Raw genomic sequence first — 17008 nt, forward strand, 5'->3', positions numbered from 1 at the left:
CGTCGGCTGACCCCACTCTGGGTTCCCGCTTTCGCGGGAATGACGAAAATTAGGAAGGGGCCGCTCCCCACCCCAACGCTGCCATTCGCCAGCCGCCCTCTACCGCTTCACATGCTGCCGGTCGCCCCACAGGATCGCGCGATGTTCGTCGGTGAAGCCGGTGAGGCCGCCCTCGATCGTCTCGGCGCGCGCGACGCCGACCTGCATCCCTTCAGCGACCGCCGGGCGCGCGAGCATTGCGGCGCCCCAGCGCTCGACGTTCGGAAAGCGGCCTGCCTTGTCGATGAACTGGCGGCGGAGATAGGGCAGGGTCGCCATGTCGGCGATCGTATAATCGTCGCCCGCCAACCACTCGGCCTCGCCCAGCCTTTTGTCGAGCACCATCATCAGCCGGTCGACCTCGCGGCTGTAGCGTTCGATCGCATAGGGGTGCCGGTCCTTGGCATAATGGGTGAAATGCGCCTCCTGCCCGAACATCGGGCCGACGCCCGAGACCTGGAACATCAGCCATTGCCAGCAGATCGCGCGCTTCACCGGATCTTCGGGAAGGAAGCGGCCGGTCTTTTGCGCAAGATAGAGGAGGATCGCTCCCGTCTCCCACAGTATGAAGCCGGGCCCCTCCGGCCCGTCGTCATCGACGATCACCGGGGTCTTGTTGTTCGGATTGAGCGCGAGAAATTCGGGCGTGAGCTGTTCGCCCGCCAGGATGTCGATGGGCTCGAGCCGCCACGCGAGGTCCATTTCGAGCAGCGCGATCGCGATCTTGCGCGCGTTCGGGGTCGGGCCGCCGTAAAGGGTGATCATCGCGTCACGCCTCGCGGTCGAGCCAGCGTTTGAGCACCTCGGCGCTGTCCTGGCCGACGGTGAGCGGCGCAGGGCGGCGGACGCCGCCGGGCGTCGCCGACAGCTTGGGGAAGACGCCCTGCATCCGAATCTCGCCCAGCTCCTCGTCCGCGACCGTCACCAGCGCTTTGCGTGCGGCGAAATGCGGGTCGGCGAGCATGTCCTCGGCGTCGTAGACGCGGCCTGCCGGAACGCCGGCCGCGATCATCTTCGCTTCGAGCTCCTCGATCGTCATCGTCTTCGTCCAGTCGCCGATCAGCGCGTCGAGCTCCTCCTGCCGCGCCCCGCGCGCGCGATGCGTGGCATAGCGCTCGTCGGTGGCGAGCTCGGGGCGCCCCATCGCTTCGGCCAGCCGCGCGAAGACGCCGTCCTGGTTCGCGCCGATCAGATATTCGCCGTCGCTGCATGGATAGACGTTCGACGGTGCGATGCCGGGCAGCGTCGACCCGGTGCGCCGCCGCTTCACCCCGCTCGCCGAATAATCGGCGACGGTCGACTCCATGACCTGCAGGACCGCTTCGTAGAGCGCCGAATCGACGATCTGGCCTTCGCCGGTCTTGCTCCGGTGGTGGAGCGCCGCGAGCGCGCCGAGGCAACCGTAGGTGGCGGCAAGCGTGTCGCCGATCGACACGCCCATGCGCGCGGGCGGCAGATCGGGATAGCCGACGATGCCACGCCAGCCGCCCATCGCCTCGCCGATGCCGCCAAAGCCGGCGCGCTTCGAATAGGGGCCGGTCTGGCCGTATCCCGACACGCGCACGACGATCAGCCCCGGATTGGCTTTGCGCAGTTCGGCGGGGTCGAGATTCCATTTTTCGAGCGTCCCGGGGCGAAAATTCTCGATCAATATATCGGCCTTGGCGATCAGTTCGCGCGCGAGCGCCTGGCCTTCTTCCGACCGCAGGTCGACCGCGACCGAATATTTGTTGCGCGCAATGACGCGCCACCAGCTTGGGCGGTCGCCCTGGCCCCAGTGGCGCATCTGGTCGCCGGTCTCGGGCGGTTCGAGCTTGACGATCTCGGCCCCCATGTCGCCGAGCAACTGGCCGCAGAAGGGGCCGGCGATAAGCTGCCCCATCTCGACCACCTTGATTCCGTCCAGCGCTCCCCCGCCGCTTGCGTTCGTCATGTCGTTCCTTTCGGGTCGGGGCCTGATAGAAACAGGCTCACGCCGCCCATGGCCATTGTATACTTAGAATGCTATGTAATTTTCAACCTGCTAAATGACTCGGGAAATGTTCGGGACCGATATGGTGAAAAATCGCAGCGTGGAAATGGTCGAGGTCGGGCCGCGCGACGGCCTGCAGAATGAATCGGCGATCGTCTCGACCGCCGACAAGGCCGAATTGATCCGCCGCGCCATAGCTTATGGCGCGCGGCGGATCGAGGTGACGAGCTTCGTCAATCCCAAGAAAGTGCCGCAACTCGCCGATGCCGAGTCTCTGGTGGCGATGCTGCCCGAGCGCGACGACGTCACCTATATCGGGCTGGTGCTCAACCGCCGCGGCGCCGAGCGCGCACTGGCGACGGGGCGGATCGACGAGCTTGGCGCGGTGTGCGTGACGAGCGATTCGTTCGGCATCCGCAACCAGGGGCAGAGCTCCGACGAATCGCTCGCTGCCGCGATCGAGATCGTCGGTCTGGCGAAGGCGGCGGGGCGCGGCGGACAGATCACCATCGCCACTGCCTTCGGCTGCCCGTTCGAGGGCGAGGTCGCGATCGACCGTGTCGTCGAAATGGCGAAGCGCGCGGCCGAAGCCGACCCGCGCGAGATCGCGCTCGCCGACACGATCGGCGCCGGCACCCCGGCCGAGGTTGCCGAGACGGTGGGGCGCGTGCGCGCGGCGGTCGGCACGCTGCCGGTGCGGGTGCATTTTCACAATACGCGCGGCAGCGGGCTCGCCAATGTCTGGGCGGCGGTGAACGAGGGCGCGGCGACGGTCGACGCCTCGCTCGGCGGCCTCGGCGGCTGTCCTTTCGCGCCGGGCGCGGCGGGCAATGTCGCGACCGAGGATGTCGTCTACCTGCTCGAACGCAGCGGCGTGGCGACCGGGCTGGACCTGCCGCGGGTGGTCGAGGCGGCGGGCTGGCTCGGCGGCGTGATGGCGCGCCCGCTGCCCGCAATGGTGAGCCGGGCCCCCGCCTTTCCGAGCTGACGGCCCAAGTTTTCCGCTATTTCTGCCGCCACGCGCTTCGGGCGCATCGCTGCTCGATGGTCATCGGGAATTTTATTCACACACACGATAGTGAATATTGACTCCTCCGAGAATGTGACGGATAAACCTCCCCAGATCGGTGGCAACGACCGCCGACGGGAGGGAGAGTTTGTATGAAGGCTCAGCTTTTCGCGTCCGCATCGGCGGTCGCCTTGTTCGCGCTACCTGTTTCGGCGCTGGCCCAGTCTACCGATGGCGACGCACCCGCCGATACCGGCGTCCGCGCCGATACCCACGACAGCAAGGATATCATCGTCACCGCGACGCGCCGCACCGAGCGGCTTCAGGATGTTCCGCTCAGCGTCACCGCCTTCGGTCAGAAGGAACTCGATGATCTGGGGATCGTCGGCTATGAGGGGATCGCGCAGAACACCCCCGGCGTGGTCGTCAACCGGCCGACCCAGAATTTCAACAATTTCACCGCGCGCGGCATCAACACCAACGGTTATTCGGCCGGGCTGCAAAGCGCGGTCGCCATCTATGTCGACGAGCTGCCGATTTCGGCGAACGGCAATTCGACGATCCTCGACCCCAATCTCTATGATGTCGAGCGCGTCGAATTCCTGCGCGGGCCGCAGGGGACCTTGTTCGGGTCGAACTCGCTCGCGGGGGCGATGCGGATCATCACCAAGAGTCCCGACCTCGACGAATTTCAGGCCTCGGCGAGCGTCGACCTGGGTCTCACCGGCTCGAATTCGCTGCGCCAGCGCTATAATGCGATGATCAACCTGCCGATCATGAAGGACGAGATCGGGCTTCGCGTCTCGGGCTATTATCGCAACGAAGACGGCTGGATCGACAATATCGGCACCGGCATCAAGGATTCGAACAGCCTCGAGGCCTATGGCGGCCGCGCCGTCCTGCTGCTCCAGCCGAGTGACCGGATGAAGGTGAAGCTGCTCGTCTCCTATGAGAACAGCAAGCCCGCGGATTCGGGCCTGACCAATCCGCTGCTCGGCAAATTCGTCCGCAATTCGGATCGCCCAGACCTCTTCCAGGGCAAGCTCACCAACTACAATCTCACGGTCAATTACGAGTTCGACTTTGCCGAGCTGATCAGTTCGACGACGCTGTCGAATTACGACGCCTCCTTCTATGTCGATCTGGCCGGCACCTATGCGCAGGCCTTTCCCTTCGCGCTCGACGCATACGGCTATGACGACCTGTTCGTGCAGGAGACGCGGCTGGTGTCGCGCCACGACGGCCCCCTGCAATGGGTCGCGGGCTTCTTTTATTACGACAAGCGCCGGACGGTCGATTTCGCCTATCGCTCGACGCCCGAATATCTGGCGGCGAACAATATCGTCGGGCTTCCCGATGAATATTATCAGCGCTTCAACAGCTATACCGATCAGAGCGAAATCGCGGGCTTCGGCGAGCTGACCTTCCGCTTCAGCGACAAATTCTGGATCACCGGCGGGCTGCGCTACGGCAATACCGAGGTGCAGAGCTTCACGCGCGGCGGCGGCTATAACAGCAATTATCTGACCGTTGCTTATTGCCGCGCGTTCACCGCGCTTTGCGGCGGGTTCATCCCGCCGTTCAGCGGCACGACGCCTATCCCCTATGCCGAAGGGCTGAAGGTTTCCGACGACCGCCTGTCCTGGAAGGCCAGCGTGTCGTGGAAGCCGGTCGACAGCCTGACCACCTATGCCACCGTCTCGACGGGGTTCCGCACGCCGGTGGTCAACGCGCGCGCCGGTCTGGTCAGCACGATCAACCCCAACGACATCGTCATTCCCGACGGCGCCAAGTCGGACAGCGTGACCAATTACGAGGTCGGGCTGAAAGGGCGCTGGTTCGGCGGCGACCTGACCGCCAATCTGGCCGGCTATTATATCGACTGGAAGAATATTCAGGTCCAGGCGAACCGCGTGTCGGATTCGATCCAGTTCGCGACCAATATCGGCGCGGCCGAGAGCTATGGCCTGGAATTCGAGTTCATGGCGCGGCCGCTCGCGGGGCTCAGCCTCGCGCTCAACGGCTCGTTCAACGAAGCGAAGGTGACCAAGCTGTCGGCGCTCGAGGCGGCGATCTCGGGCGCCGAAGTGGGCACCCGGCTCGCCTCGCCGCATTTCCAGGGGTCGGCGACGCTGCGCTATGATTTCCCCGTCGGCGACAGCGAGACCGCGTTCGCGGCGGTCAATGTGTCGCACGCGGGGTCGTTCCCGAACCAGTTCCCCAACGTGCCGGGCAATCCCAACGCGGTCAGCCCGACCTATGACTATACCGAGGCGTGGACCAACGTGAACCTTTATGCGGGCACGAAGCTGGGGGCGCTCAACCTGACCGCCTATGTCGAGAATCTCTTCGACGACAAGTCGATCACCTATGTCCATCCGGAAGCCTTTCTCGACGGGCGCTACGCCCGGATGCGGCCGCGGACGGTGGGTGTGCGCGCCGACTATCGCTTCTGACCGATGACGAGGGACCGGCCGATGATCGCTCGCTTCAGCCCCTTCGCACTTCTGCTCGCGGCCCTGCTTTCCGCGCCGGTCGCGGCCGCCGATCCGGTGATCGATGCGCCCGACGGAGCGGTGCGCGGGGTGCAGGAGCGCGATATGCGGGTGTTTCGCGGCATTCCCTATGCCCAGCCGCCCGTCGGCGAGCGCCGCTGGCGCGCGCCGGCGGCGCTGCCGCGCTGGGACGGCACGCGCGATGCGACGAAGTTCGGCGCCGCCTGTATGCAGCCGAAGCCGCGCGGACCCAGCATCTATGCGTGGGATCTGCCGGCGATGAGCGAGGATTGCCTGTCGCTCAACGTCTGGGCGCCGCAGAATGCGAAGGGCGCGCCGGTCTTCGTCTGGATTCACGGCGGCGCCCTGTCGTCGGGGTCGGGCGCCGACCCGCTCTATGACGGCAGCGCGCTCGCGCGGCGCGGGATGATCGTGGTGACGATCAACTACCGGCTCGGCATGTTCGGCTGGTTCGCGCACCCGGCGCTCAGCGCCGAGGCGTCCGATCATGTCTCGGGCAATTACGGCCTGCTCGATCAGGTCGCGGCGCTTGAATGGGTCAAGCGCAACATCGGCGCGTTCGGCGGCGATGGCGGCAATGTGACGATCGCCGGGGAATCGGCGGGTGCGCTCAGCGTCATGTATCTGATGGCGGCGCCCCCGGCGCGGGGCCTGTTCCACAAGGCGATCGCCGAAAGCGGCTATATGGTCTCGGCGCCCGCGCTCCACGAGGCGATCAACGGCATGATCCCCGCCGAGGCGCAGGGCGTCGACCTCGCCGCCAAACTCGGCGCCGCCGATCTTGCCGCGCTGCGCGCGCTGCCGGCGGCGGACATCGCCGAAAAGGTTCCGGCAACCGGCTATTTCCCGTTCCCGAATATCGACGGCAAGGTCGTGCCGCGCCAGCTCGTCGACACGTTCGACAAGGGCGAGCAGGCGCCGGTGCCGATGCTCGCGGGCTTCAACAGCGGCGAAATCCGCTCGCTCCGCTTCCTTCTGCCCAAGCCGCCTGCCGACGCCGCCGCCTATGAAGCCGCCATCCGCGCCGGCTATGGCGAATTCGCCGACCTGTTCCTGGCGCGCTATCCGGCGAAGGCGATCGAGGAGAGCATGCTCGCCGCGACCCGCGACGCAATGTACGGCTGGACGTCGGAGCGGCTGGCGTCGGATCAGGCGGCGCTGGGGCAGGGTGCCTATCTCTATTTCTTCGACCATGGCTATCCGGCGACCGAGGAATGGAATCTCCATGGCTTTCACGCCGCCGAATTGCCCTATGTGTTCGGCACCGCGACGCGGACGCCGCCGCTGTGGCCGAAGATTCCGGACAATCTCGCCGAGCGGAAGCTGAGCGAGGCAATGGGCGATTATTGGGCGAGCTTTGCCAGGGCCGGCCGGCCGCGCGCGAAGGGCGGGCCCGACTGGCCGGCCTATGCCGACAATCGCGGTTTCCTGCATATCGCCGACGTGCCGCGCGCCGGGCACAATCTCCTCCCCGGTACCGCCGCGCTCCACGAAGCGGTGGTCTGCCGCCGCCGCGCCGCCGGCAATATCGCGTGGAACTGGAATGTCGGCGTGATGTCGCCGCCCTTGCCCCCCAAAGCCGCGGGGTGCCAATGATCGACGGATCGATGCAGACCTATGCGTTGACGCTCGACAAATTCCTCTCCCATGCCGCGAAATGGCACCCCGGCGCCGAAGTGGTGTCGGCGGAGGCGGAGGGTCGGATCCGGCGCATCGGCTATGCCGCGCTGCGCGAGCGGGCACTGCGCGTGTCGGGGGCGCTCGCGGCCCTCGGGATCGCGAAGGGCGACCGCGTCGCGACGCTCGCCTGGAACACGCAGGGGCATGTCGAGGCCTGGTACGGAATCATGGGCATGGGGGCGATCTGCCACACGCTCAATCCGCGCCTGACCCCGGCGCAGCTCGGCTCGATGCTCGCCCAGTCCGAGGCGTCGGTGCTGCTCGCGAGCCCCGACCTGCTGCCGCTGGCACAGGATGCCGTGCGCAATCTGGGCACGGTGCGCCATATCCTGCTGCTCGATACTGCGGAGGGCGAGGGGGCGATCGAGCCGCTGGTCGCCGCCGCGCCGGCCGATGCCGTCTGGGGCGATTTCGACGAGACCAGCCCGTCGGGGCTCTGCTTCACCTCGGGCAGCACCGGCGCGCCGAAGGGCGTCACCTATACCCATCGCGGCTGCTTCCTGCACACGATGCGCCAGCTTCAGGCCGATGTTCTCGGCATCACGGCGCGCGACGCGGTGATGCCGGTCGTTCCGATGTTCCATGCCAATGCGTGGGGCATTCCCTTCACCGCCCCGGCGGTCGGCGCGAAGCTGGTGCTGCCGGGCCGCCACAGCGACGGCGCGCATCTGGCGCGGCTGATCCGGGCCGAGGGCGTGACCGCCGCCGTCGGCGTCCCGACCGTCTGGCTCGGGCTGGTCGAACATCTGGAGGCCGAGGGCGGCGAAGTGCCGACGCTCGAGCGCATTCTCGTCGGCGGATCGTCGATGCCGCCCGCGCTGATGGACCGGATCGAGCGATGCCTGGGGGTCGAGGTGCAGACGAGCTGGGGAATGACCGAGCTGTCGCCGCTCGGCACCGCCGCATTGCCGGGCGACCCCGCGCGACGGCCGTCGCTTTCGGGCCGACCGGCGATGGGCATCGACCTGCTGCTCACCGATGCCGAAGGCCGCGCGCTTCCCGAACAGCGCGGCGCCGAGGGGCATTTGCGCGTGCGCGGCGGCTCGGTCGTCGAGCGCTATTTCGGGCAGGCCGAGCCCGCGACCGACGCCGACGGCTGGTTCGATACCGGCGACCTGGCGCGGATCGACGGGGCGGGCAATCTCGTCATCACCGGTCGCGCCAAGGATCTGATCAAATCGGGCGGCGAATGGATCAATCCCGCCGAAATCGAGGCGCTGGTCGGCGCGCTGCCGCAGGTGTCGCTCGCCGCGGTGATCGGGCGGTCCGACCCCAAATGGGGCGAGCGCCCGATCCTGCTCGTCGAAACCAGCGAACCCGCGGTCAGCGACGCCGAACTGCTCGCGCCGCTCGCCGGGCGGGTCGCATCATGGTGGATTCCCGACGCGGTCGTGCGGCTCGACGCGATGCCGCTCGCGCCGACGGGCAAGATCGACAAAATGCAATTGCGGGCCGAATATGGACAGGTGTAGGCGCCCTAGGGCTTGACCCTAGGATCGCGGCCGCCTGAGAAGGTGCGGAAGGAAGAGAATTTGGCGTCGAATGCAAAGAGCGCGGTAAAGCGGCCATCGAAGGCGGAACAACGCGCCGAAATGATGGAGCAGATTCTCGACACCGCCGAACTCCTGTTTTCGAAGCACGGTTTTCACGGCGTGACGCTGAAGGACGTCGCCAAGCAGGTCGGCGTCCATCACACGCTGCTCAACTATTATTTCGACGACAAGCGGACGCTGTTCGACGCGGTGTTCGCGCGGCGCGCGGTCGTGACGATCGACAAGCGGATGCAGGCGCTCGACGATTATGACCGCGCGGCCGGCGGCCAGCCGACCGTCGAGGGCGCGCTCCACGCTTTCCTCGATACCGACCTCGACCTTTACATCCAGGGCGGCGAGGGATGGAAGAATTACGGCGCCTTCGGTGCGCAGGCGTCGAACAGCCCCGAGGGCGCCGAGTTCATGGACAAATATTTCGACCCGGTGGTGCTACGCCTGATCGACATATTGAAGAAGGCGCTGCCCGAATCCGACGAAGAGGATATTTTCTGGGGCTATCATTTCGTGACCGGCGCGCTGATGCTGACGCTCGCGCGGACGGGGCGCATCGACAAATTGTCGCAGGGGCTTTGCCATTCGGACGATTATGAGGCGGTGAAGCAGCGCATGGCGCGCTTCATGGCGGCGGGCTTTCGCGAGATCTGCGAACAGAGGAAGGACGCCAGGGCCGGCTGACCGCGGACGGAGGCCGCCGGACCCGCTGGGGGACGAGGCTTTCGGGTTTTTATTCACTCACAAGTGAGTTACTATCATATGCAGCGAGGAAGGAACGCTATGCAACTGGATGGGCGGGTCGCGATCGTGACCGGAGCGGGCGGCGGCCTCGGCCGCGCGCACGCGCTGATGCTCGCGCGGCACGGCGCGCGCGTCGTCGTCAACGACATGCAGGCCGACGCGGCCGGGCGCGTCGCGGACGAGATCGCGGCGGCGGGCGGCGAAGCGCTGGCAGCTCCCGCATCGGTCACCGACGAGGCAGAGGTCGCGGCGATGGTCCATTCGGCGACGCTCGCCTGGGGCGGTGTCGACATTTTGGTCAACAACGCCGGCATCCTGCGCGACAGGAGTTTCGCGAAGATGGACCTCGCCGACTTCCGCCTCGTCGTCGAGGTTCATCTGATGGGCGCCGCAATCTGCTCGAAGGCGGTGTGGGAGCAGATGCGCGCGCGGCGTTTCGGCCGCATCGTGATGACGACCTCCTCCTCGGGGCTCTACGGCAATTTCGGGCAGGCCAATTATGGCGCGGCCAAGATGGCGCTCGTCGGGCTGATGCAGACCCTCGCGCTCGAGGGCGAGAAATACGGCATCCGCGTCAACTGTCTCGCGCCGACCGCGGCGACCGCGATGACCGACGGCGTCCTCGCGCCCGAAGCGCTTGCGCATCTCGCGCCCGAGGCGGTGAGCCCGGGCCTGCTCGCGCTCGTCGGCGAGGACGCGCCGACGCGCGCGATCCTGTGCGCCGGTGCCGGTCATTTCGCGGCCGCGAACGTCACGCTGACGGGCGGCGCCTTCATCGGGCGCGGCGACGATGCTGCGACGCGCGTCGCCGCCGAATGGGATCGCATTGCAGACCGGCGCGGCGAAAGCGTGCCGGCCTATGGCTTCACGCAGGCCGAGCGCGAGCTCGCGAGCGCGGGCGTTACCGCGCCGACGATGGCGGTCCAACGCTGATATTCCCCGGGAGCGTGGCGGACGGGCCGGTCAAGAGCCCGCCGCCGCTGCCGGTCTGAAGGGAGAGGAAGATGGTAACCGACAGCGAAATGCTGCCCGCCGAGGGCAAGCGCCAGAACGAGACTCTCGTCATCACCGCCTCGTCATTGGGGACGGTGTTCGAATGGTATGATTTCTATCTTTACGGCCTGCTCGCTAGCGTGCTCTCGCATCATTTCTTTTCGGGGGTCAATGAAACCACGGGTTTCATCCTCGCATTGATGGCGTTCGCCGCGGGCTTTGCGGTACGGCCGTTCGGGGCGCTGGTGTTCGGGCGCGTCGGCGACGTCGTCGGGCGCAAGAACACCTTCCTCGTCACCATGGCGATCATGGGGCTGTCGACCTTCGCGGTCGGCTTCCTGCCCTCCTACGACACGATCGGGGTCGCGGCGCCGATCATCCTGATGCTGCTGCGCCTGCTCCAGGGCCTCGCGATCGGCGGCGAATATGGCGGCGCGGCGGTTTATATCGCCGAACATGCGCCGCCCGGAAAGCGCGGCTTCTACACCAGCTTCATCCAGACGACCGCGATGATCGGGCTGATCCTCGCCTCGACCTTCGTCGTCACGCTGCGCCTGTTCATGGACGAGGACAGCTTCAACGACTGGGGCTGGCGGCTTCCGTTCCTCTTTTCGATCGTCCTCTTGTCGGTCGCGCTGTGGATTCGCCTCCAGCTCGAGGAAAGCCCGGTCTTTCAGCGCATGAAGGAAGCCGGCGCGACCTCGAAAGCGCCGCTCAAGGAAGCGTTCGGCGAGTGGCGCAACCTCAAGATCGTGCTCATCGCGCTGTTCGGCGCGGTCGCGGGGCAGGCGGTGATCGGCTTTGCCGCGCACCTCTATCCGCTCTTTTACCTCGAGCGCATCGCGCGGGTCGACGGGGCGACGGCGAATTTCCTCGTCGCCGCCGCGCTGACGATCATCATCCCCAGCTTCATCTTCTTCGGCTGGCTCAGCGACAAAATCGGGCGCAAGCCGATCATGATGACCGCCTGCGCCATCGCGGTCTTCGTCTATTTCCCGCTCTACAAGGCGCTGGTCGTCGCGGCCAATCCGGCGATGGCGGCGGCGGTCGAGCGCGCGCCGGTGCAGGTCGCCGCCTATGCCGGCGAATGCTCGTTCCAGTTCGATCCGATCGGCAGCAACAGCTTCGATGCGACGAGCTGCGACATCGCCAAATCCTATCTCGCGAAGAACGGCATCAACTATGCCAATGTCGCGGCGTCGGCGGGAACGGTCGCCTCGGTGCGGATCGGCGCGCGGACGCTCGCGGTTCCCGACCCCGCGGGGCTCGACAAGGCGGGCCGCGCCGCCGCGGTCGCATCCTTCGACGCCGCCGCGAAGGCCGAACTCGACGCGGCGGGCTATCCCGACAAGGCCGATCCGGCGCGGGTGAACAAGGGCCGGGTGCTCCTGATCCTCTGCACCTTCGGGCTGCTCGCGACGATGGTCTACGGCCCGCTCGCGGCGCTGCTCGTCGAGCTGTTTCCGGCGCGCATCCGCTACAGCTCGCTGTCGCTTCCCTATCATATCGGCAACGGCTGGATCGGCGGCTTCATGCCGACGATCGGCTTCGCGATGGTCGCCGCGACGGGGAATATCTATCAGGGGCTCTGGTATGCGGTCGTGATCGCCGCGGTCACCGCGGTCGTCGGCATCCTGTTCTTGCCCGAAACCTACAAGCGGGACATCGAGGCATGAGCGGGGATGGGGCGGGGGCGATCGGCCGCCGCGCACTGATCCAGGCGGCGGCGGGTGTGGCGGCGGCGCCCGCGCTGTTGGCGAACGCATCCGCCGCGACGCAGCGCAAGCCCGCGCCCAAGGGCTTCCTCTGGGGCGCCGCGATCTCGGCGCATCAGAGCGAGGGCAACAACACGAATAGCGATGCGTGGCTCGCCGAAAATATCCGGCCGACCTTGTTCAAGGAGCGCTCGGGCGACGCGTGCGACAGCTATCATCGCTATGACGAGGATTTCGCGCTGGCCGAAACGTTCGGGTTCAACTGCTATCGGCTCGGGATCGAGTGGGCGCGGATCGAGCCGAGCGAGGGCCATTTCTCCAACGCCGAGCTTGACCATTATGCGCGGGTGCTGACCGCGTGCCGCAAGCGCGGGCTCGCGCCGGTCGTCACGCTCAGCCATTTCACCGTGCCGCTCTGGTTCGCGAGGCGCGGCGGGTTCGAGGCAAGCGACGCACCGCAGCTTTTCGCGCGCTATTGCCGCACCGTCGCCGAACGGCTCGGCGGGCTGATGCATCTGGTGACGACGTTCAACGAAGCGAATATCGGCCTGCTCGTCGCGCTGTTCCCGCAATCGGAAGCGGGCGCGGCGTTGCAGCGCGAGGCGCAGGCGGCGCTGGTCGCGGCGACCGGCGCGCCCAAATTCTCGCGCCTCGCCTTCGCCGATCCCGCGGTCACGACCCCGATCATGCAGCAGGCGCACCGGCTCGCCTATGAGGCGATCAAGGCGGCACGCCCCGAGCTGCCGGTCGGGATCACGCTGACGACGCAGGACATCCAGTCGGTGGGCGCGCCGTCGCTCGTCGCCGACTATGAGCGGCGCCTCTATGGCGATTGGGTCGATGTCGCGCGCAGCCACGCCGATTTCTTCGGCGTGCAATGCTATACGCGCCTCCGCTTCGACGAGCATGGCATGGTTGCGCCGCCGCAGGGCGCCGAGCTGACATTGTCGGGCTATGAATTTTATCCGCAGGCGCTGGCGGACACGATCCGCTGGGCACACCGCACGATCGGCAAGCCGATCTATGTCACCGAAAGCGGCGTGGCGGTGGCCGACGACGCCCGCCGCATCGCCTTCATCGATCGCGCGCTCGACGGGGTGCGCAAATGCCTCGACGAAGGCATATCGGTGCACAGCTATATCTATTGGTCGCTTCTCGACAATTTCGAATGGACGTCGGGTTATGCGGTTCCGTTCGGGCTCGCCGCGGTCGACCGACAGAGCTTCAGGCGCACGCCGCGCCCGAGTGCTTTCCATTTCGCCGCGATCGCACGCGCGAACCTTATCTAGGGTCAGGCATCCAGGACCGGGCGCGGCCGCCGCGCGGGCAACCGGAATCCATGCTGTCCGGATAATGTCAGGAAGGAGGGGCCTTTATCCCCCGTCCGCCACACTCGGTGGCCGCGACGGGGGAACAGGTTGTGTGTGCACAGGAAGAACAATAGGGGAACAAATATCGATCGTCAACCCCCTTCGGCATCCGTCGCGGCTGGTTGACGTAAACGTCAATTGGCGCCAAAGCCAAGCCAGAGCCGATAAGGGAAACAGCGAAAGGAACAGGAAATGGCCGAGCAGCCCCGCTTTGATCTGACCGGGCGTGTCGCGCTCGTGACGGGCGCGTCGTCGGGGCTCGGCGCCGGTTTCGCGCACGCGCTGGCGGCGGCGGGCGCGAAGGTCGTGCTTGCGGCGCGGCGCGCCGACAAACTCGCCGAGCAGGTCGCGGCGATCGAGGCGGCGGGCGGTCAAGCGATCGCGGTCAGCCTCGACGTCACCGACGAAGCCTCGACCAAGGCCGCTTACGACGCCGCCGAGGCGGCGTTCGGCACCGTCGACACGATCGTCGCCAACGCCGGGGTCGCGACCGAGAAGGTGGCGACGGCGCTGACGGTCGAAGAGGTCGACGGGCTGTTCGCCGCCAACGTGCGCGGCGTTTTCCTGACCGCGACCGAAGGCGCGCGCCGTCTCGAAGCGGCAGGCAGCCGTGACAAGCAAAACGGCCGCGTCGTCCTCATCGGCTCGATCACCGCCGAAAAGGTCTTTCCGGCGACCTCGGTCTATGGCGCGACCAAGGCGGCGGTGCGTCACATGGGCAAGGCGCTCGCGCGCGAATGGGCGCGGCGCGGGATCAGCGTCAACATCATCCAGCCCGGCTATTTCGAGTCGGAGATGACCGCCGACCTGTTCAACAGCGAGGCGGGCAAGAAGTTCGTCGCGACTTTCCCGCGCCAGCGCCTGCGCCCGCCGAGCGACCTCCACGCGCCGCTGCTGCTGCTCTGCTCGGACGCCGCACAGGGGATCACCGGCAGCGTCATCACCATCGACGACGGGCAGACGCTGTGAGCGGCGAACTGCTCGTCGAGGCGCGCGGGCAGGTCGAGATCGCGACACTCAACCGGCCCGAGCGACTGAATGCGCTGAGCGAAGGACTGGTCGACGAACTCAATGATTATTTCGGCGGGCTCGCCGAGCGCAAGGAGGTCCGCGTCGTCATCCTGCGCGGCGCCGGGCGCGGTTTCTGCGCCGGGCTCGACATTCAGGAGGATCGCGCCACCGACGAGACGCCGGTGCTGCGCACGCTGCGCACCCAGACGAGCATCGGCAACATCTATCGCAAGATGCGCGCCTGTCCGCAGCCGATCATCGCGCTCGGCCACGGCGCTGCGGCGGGCGGCGGGCTGTCGCTGCTGCTCGCGTCCGACGTGCGCTATGCCTCGCCGTCGTTTCGCTGCAACGCGGCCTATATCCGCATCGGGCTCGGCGGCTGCGACATGGCGTCGAGCTATTTCCTGCCGCGCCTCGTCGGCGCCAGCCTCGCGTCGGAGATGATCCTGACCGGTCGCTTCATCGACGCCGAGCGCGCGCTACGTGCCGGGCTGGTCAGCGAGATCGTCGAGGAGGAGGCACTGCTCGATCGCGGCCTCGCGCTCGCCGACGAGATGCTGGCGACGAGCCCGTGGGGGCTGCGCCTGTCGAAGCAGGCGCTGAACCTCAATATCGACGCGCAAAGCCTCGACGCCGCGATGGCGATCGAGGACCGGCAGCAGGTGATCCTGTCGGCGACCGAGGATCACAAGGAAGCGCTCGCCGCCTTCCTCGGCAAGCGGCCGCCCGAGTATCGCGAGCGGTGACCGGCCCGCTCACCCTCTATGCCTTCAACACCGGCTAGTTCCAGTGCCGGCCGGGCTATTTCATCGAGGGCGAGGAGGGGGATTATCTCAAGGGCCCGGTTCCTTCCTATCTGATCGACCATCCCAAGGGCCGGGCGCTGTTCGACAGCGGCATGGGGGTGCGCTATCGCCGCACGCTTGCCGACGCGCTGCCGCCGAACAAGTTCGGGCTGCAATGGTTCGAAGGGCAGGAGATCGCGGCGCGGCTGAAGAGCATCGACGTCGACCCGGCGAGCATCGACTGGGTGATCAACTCGCACCTCCACATCGACCATTGCGGCGGCAACGCCAGTCTGCCCAACGCGACGATGATCGTCCAGTCGCGCGAGCTCGCAGCGGCGCAGGCGGTCGAGGAGCCGGGGCTTTACGAGGCCGAGGATTATGCCACCGGCCAGCCGGTGCGCGCGATCGACGGCGAACTCGACCTGTTCGGCGACGGCAGCGTGCGGATCGTCCCCACATACGGCCATACGCCGGGCCACCAGAGCGTCATCGTCACCTTGCCGAGCGGGCGCGAGATACTGCTCGCCGCCGACTGCTGCTACACCGAGCGCAACCTCGATTTGATGGTGCTACAAAAGGCGGTGGTCGACCGCGAGGCGGGCCTCAAGACGATGGGCTTTCTGGACCGCCGTCGCCGCGCCGGCGCGCATATCCTCTTCGGCCACGACGGGCGCCAATGGGCGAGCGTCGAGGAGGGAAAGCCGGTCATTTAACAAGCTCTGCGCTCTCGCGAAGGCGGGAGCCCATCTCCGGTCGGTGCTATTCTGATCCGGTGGGAGATGGGTCCCCGCCTTCGCGGGGACACGCAATTTTTCAATCGAGGATGTGGGCTTAAAACTGCTTCGCCACCCGCTCGGCGAAATCGGGCGCGACGCCTGCGCTGTTGAACACCTCATGCGCCAACCCCGGCCCCAGCGGCAGGTCGGCCTGCTCGCGGTAGAGCCGCTTGTAGGCGAAGACGCTGTGCCGCGACTGGGCGGCGATCGCTTCGGCCAGCGCCCGCGCCGTCCCATCGAGCTCGGCGTCGGCGACGACATGGTTGGCGAGGCCGATCCGCGCCGCCTCGCGTCCATCGACGGGCAGGCCGGTGAAGCTGATCTCGCGCGCCTTCCATTCGCCGACGCGGCGCGGCAGCCGCTGGCTCATGCCCCAGATCGGCACCAGCCCGAACTTGCCGTGGGTGTCGGCGAAGCGCGCACTCTCGCCCGCGACGATGATGTCGCCCGCGAGCGCCAGTTCCAGCCCGCCGGTGAAACAGCCGCCCTGCACCGCGACGATCAGCGGCTGCGGCAGTTCGGCGAGTTTGGTCACGATCGATGCCTGATAATGCGGTCGCGGCGCTTCGAGCCCGCGTTCCTTGAGGTCGTTGCCGGCGCAGAAGACCGGCCCGGCCGCGCGCAGGATCACCGCACCGATCCGTTCGCCCGCGTCGGCGATCGCGTCGGCGTGCGCGTCGAGTTCGCCCCACAGCGCGAGGTTCAGCGCGTTGCGCTTGTCGGGGCGGTTCAGCGTCAGCGTCGCGATGCCGTCGGCATCGTCGCGCAGCACCAATTGGGTCATCTCACTCTCCCTTATTCGGTTCCGTGCCGTCCAAGCAGGAATGGCCGGGCGTGCCAAGAGCATTGAC

At 66.9% G+C, this 17008-nt stretch carries 14 protein-coding genes; 11 read left to right on the top strand and 3 right to left on the bottom strand.

What is annotated here, in order from left to right; genetic code table 11:
- Positions 1 to 99: 99 nt before the first annotated feature.
- Both NP825_RS02545 and NP825_RS02550 read right to left on the bottom strand, forming a co-directional pair.
- Positions 100 to 804, bottom strand: a complete 705-nt coding sequence (locus NP825_RS02545) for a glutathione S-transferase family protein (RefSeq protein WP_257548127.1) — start codon at positions 802 to 804, stop codon at positions 100 to 102.
- Positions 805 to 808: 4 nt separating this feature from the next.
- Complete coding sequence (locus NP825_RS02550) at positions 809 to 1972, bottom strand: CaiB/BaiF CoA-transferase family protein (protein WP_257548129.1); 1164 nt, start codon at positions 1970 to 1972, stop codon at positions 809 to 811.
- Between the two features lie 124 nt (positions 1973 to 2096).
- Between NP825_RS02550 and NP825_RS02555 the strand changes: the two genes are divergently transcribed.
- The 11 genes from NP825_RS02555 (at position 2097) to NP825_RS02605 (ending at position 16094) form a co-directional block, all read left to right on the top strand.
- Positions 2097 to 2999: a hydroxymethylglutaryl-CoA lyase gene (locus tag NP825_RS02555; RefSeq protein WP_257548131.1), complete on the top strand. Its 903-nt coding sequence runs from the start codon at positions 2097 to 2099 to the stop codon at positions 2997 to 2999.
- 173 nt (positions 3000 to 3172) lie between these two features.
- A complete protein-coding gene (locus tag NP825_RS02560; protein ID WP_257548132.1) occupies positions 3173 to 5476 on the top strand; it encodes a TonB-dependent receptor in 2304 nt (767 codons plus the stop codon).
- A 21-nt stretch (positions 5477 to 5497) separates the two neighbouring features.
- Positions 5498 to 7132: a carboxylesterase/lipase family protein gene (locus NP825_RS02565; RefSeq protein WP_257548133.1), complete on the top strand. Its 1635-nt coding sequence runs from the start codon at positions 5498 to 5500 to the stop codon at positions 7130 to 7132.
- Complete coding sequence (locus NP825_RS02570; protein ID WP_257548134.1) at positions 7129 to 8688, top strand: AMP-binding protein; 1560 nt, start codon at positions 7129 to 7131, stop codon at positions 8686 to 8688. Before NP825_RS02565 ends, NP825_RS02570 begins: the two co-directional genes overlap by 4 nt.
- A gap of 60 nt (positions 8689 to 8748) precedes the next feature.
- Positions 8749 to 9444, top strand: coding sequence for a TetR/AcrR family transcriptional regulator (locus NP825_RS02575; RefSeq protein WP_257548135.1), 696 nt, complete (start codon positions 8749 to 8751; stop codon positions 9442 to 9444).
- A gap of 99 nt (positions 9445 to 9543) precedes the next feature.
- Positions 9544 to 10437, top strand: coding sequence for an SDR family NAD(P)-dependent oxidoreductase (locus NP825_RS02580; RefSeq protein ID WP_257548136.1), 894 nt, complete (start codon positions 9544 to 9546; stop codon positions 10435 to 10437).
- 71 nt (positions 10438 to 10508) lie between these two features.
- The gene (locus tag NP825_RS02585; RefSeq protein ID WP_257548137.1) at positions 10509 to 12173 is read left to right on the top strand and encodes an MFS transporter; all 1665 of its coding nucleotides are present in this window, start codon (positions 10509 to 10511) and stop codon (positions 12171 to 12173) included.
- Complete coding sequence (locus tag NP825_RS02590; RefSeq protein WP_257548138.1) at positions 12170 to 13501, top strand: glycoside hydrolase family 1 protein; 1332 nt, start codon at positions 12170 to 12172, stop codon at positions 13499 to 13501. The genes NP825_RS02585 and NP825_RS02590 overlap by 4 nt, the downstream gene beginning before the upstream one ends.
- 273 nt (positions 13502 to 13774) lie before the next feature.
- Complete coding sequence (locus NP825_RS02595) at positions 13775 to 14551, top strand: SDR family NAD(P)-dependent oxidoreductase (RefSeq protein ID WP_257548140.1); 777 nt, start codon at positions 13775 to 13777, stop codon at positions 14549 to 14551.
- Positions 14548 to 15339 (top strand): enoyl-CoA hydratase/isomerase family protein, encoded by a 792-nt coding sequence (locus tag NP825_RS02600; protein ID WP_257548142.1) that lies wholly within the window; start codon positions 14548 to 14550, stop codon positions 15337 to 15339. Before NP825_RS02595 ends, NP825_RS02600 begins: the two co-directional genes overlap by 4 nt.
- Before the next feature lie 62 nt (positions 15340 to 15401).
- Complete coding sequence (locus NP825_RS02605) at positions 15402 to 16094, top strand: N-acyl homoserine lactonase family protein (protein ID WP_257551260.1); 693 nt, start codon at positions 15402 to 15404, stop codon at positions 16092 to 16094.
- Positions 16095 to 16212: 118 nt separating this feature from the next.
- Here NP825_RS02605 and NP825_RS02610 read toward each other — a convergent pair whose 3' ends face one another.
- Positions 16213 to 16941 (bottom strand): enoyl-CoA hydratase/isomerase family protein, encoded by a 729-nt coding sequence (locus NP825_RS02610; protein ID WP_257548144.1) that lies wholly within the window; start codon positions 16939 to 16941, stop codon positions 16213 to 16215.
- Between the last annotated feature and the right edge of the window lie 67 nt (positions 16942 to 17008).

The sequence above is a fragment of the Sphingopyxis sp. DBS4 genome (assembly GCF_024628865.1).
GTDB lineage: Bacteria > Pseudomonadota > Alphaproteobacteria > Sphingomonadales > Sphingomonadaceae > Sphingopyxis.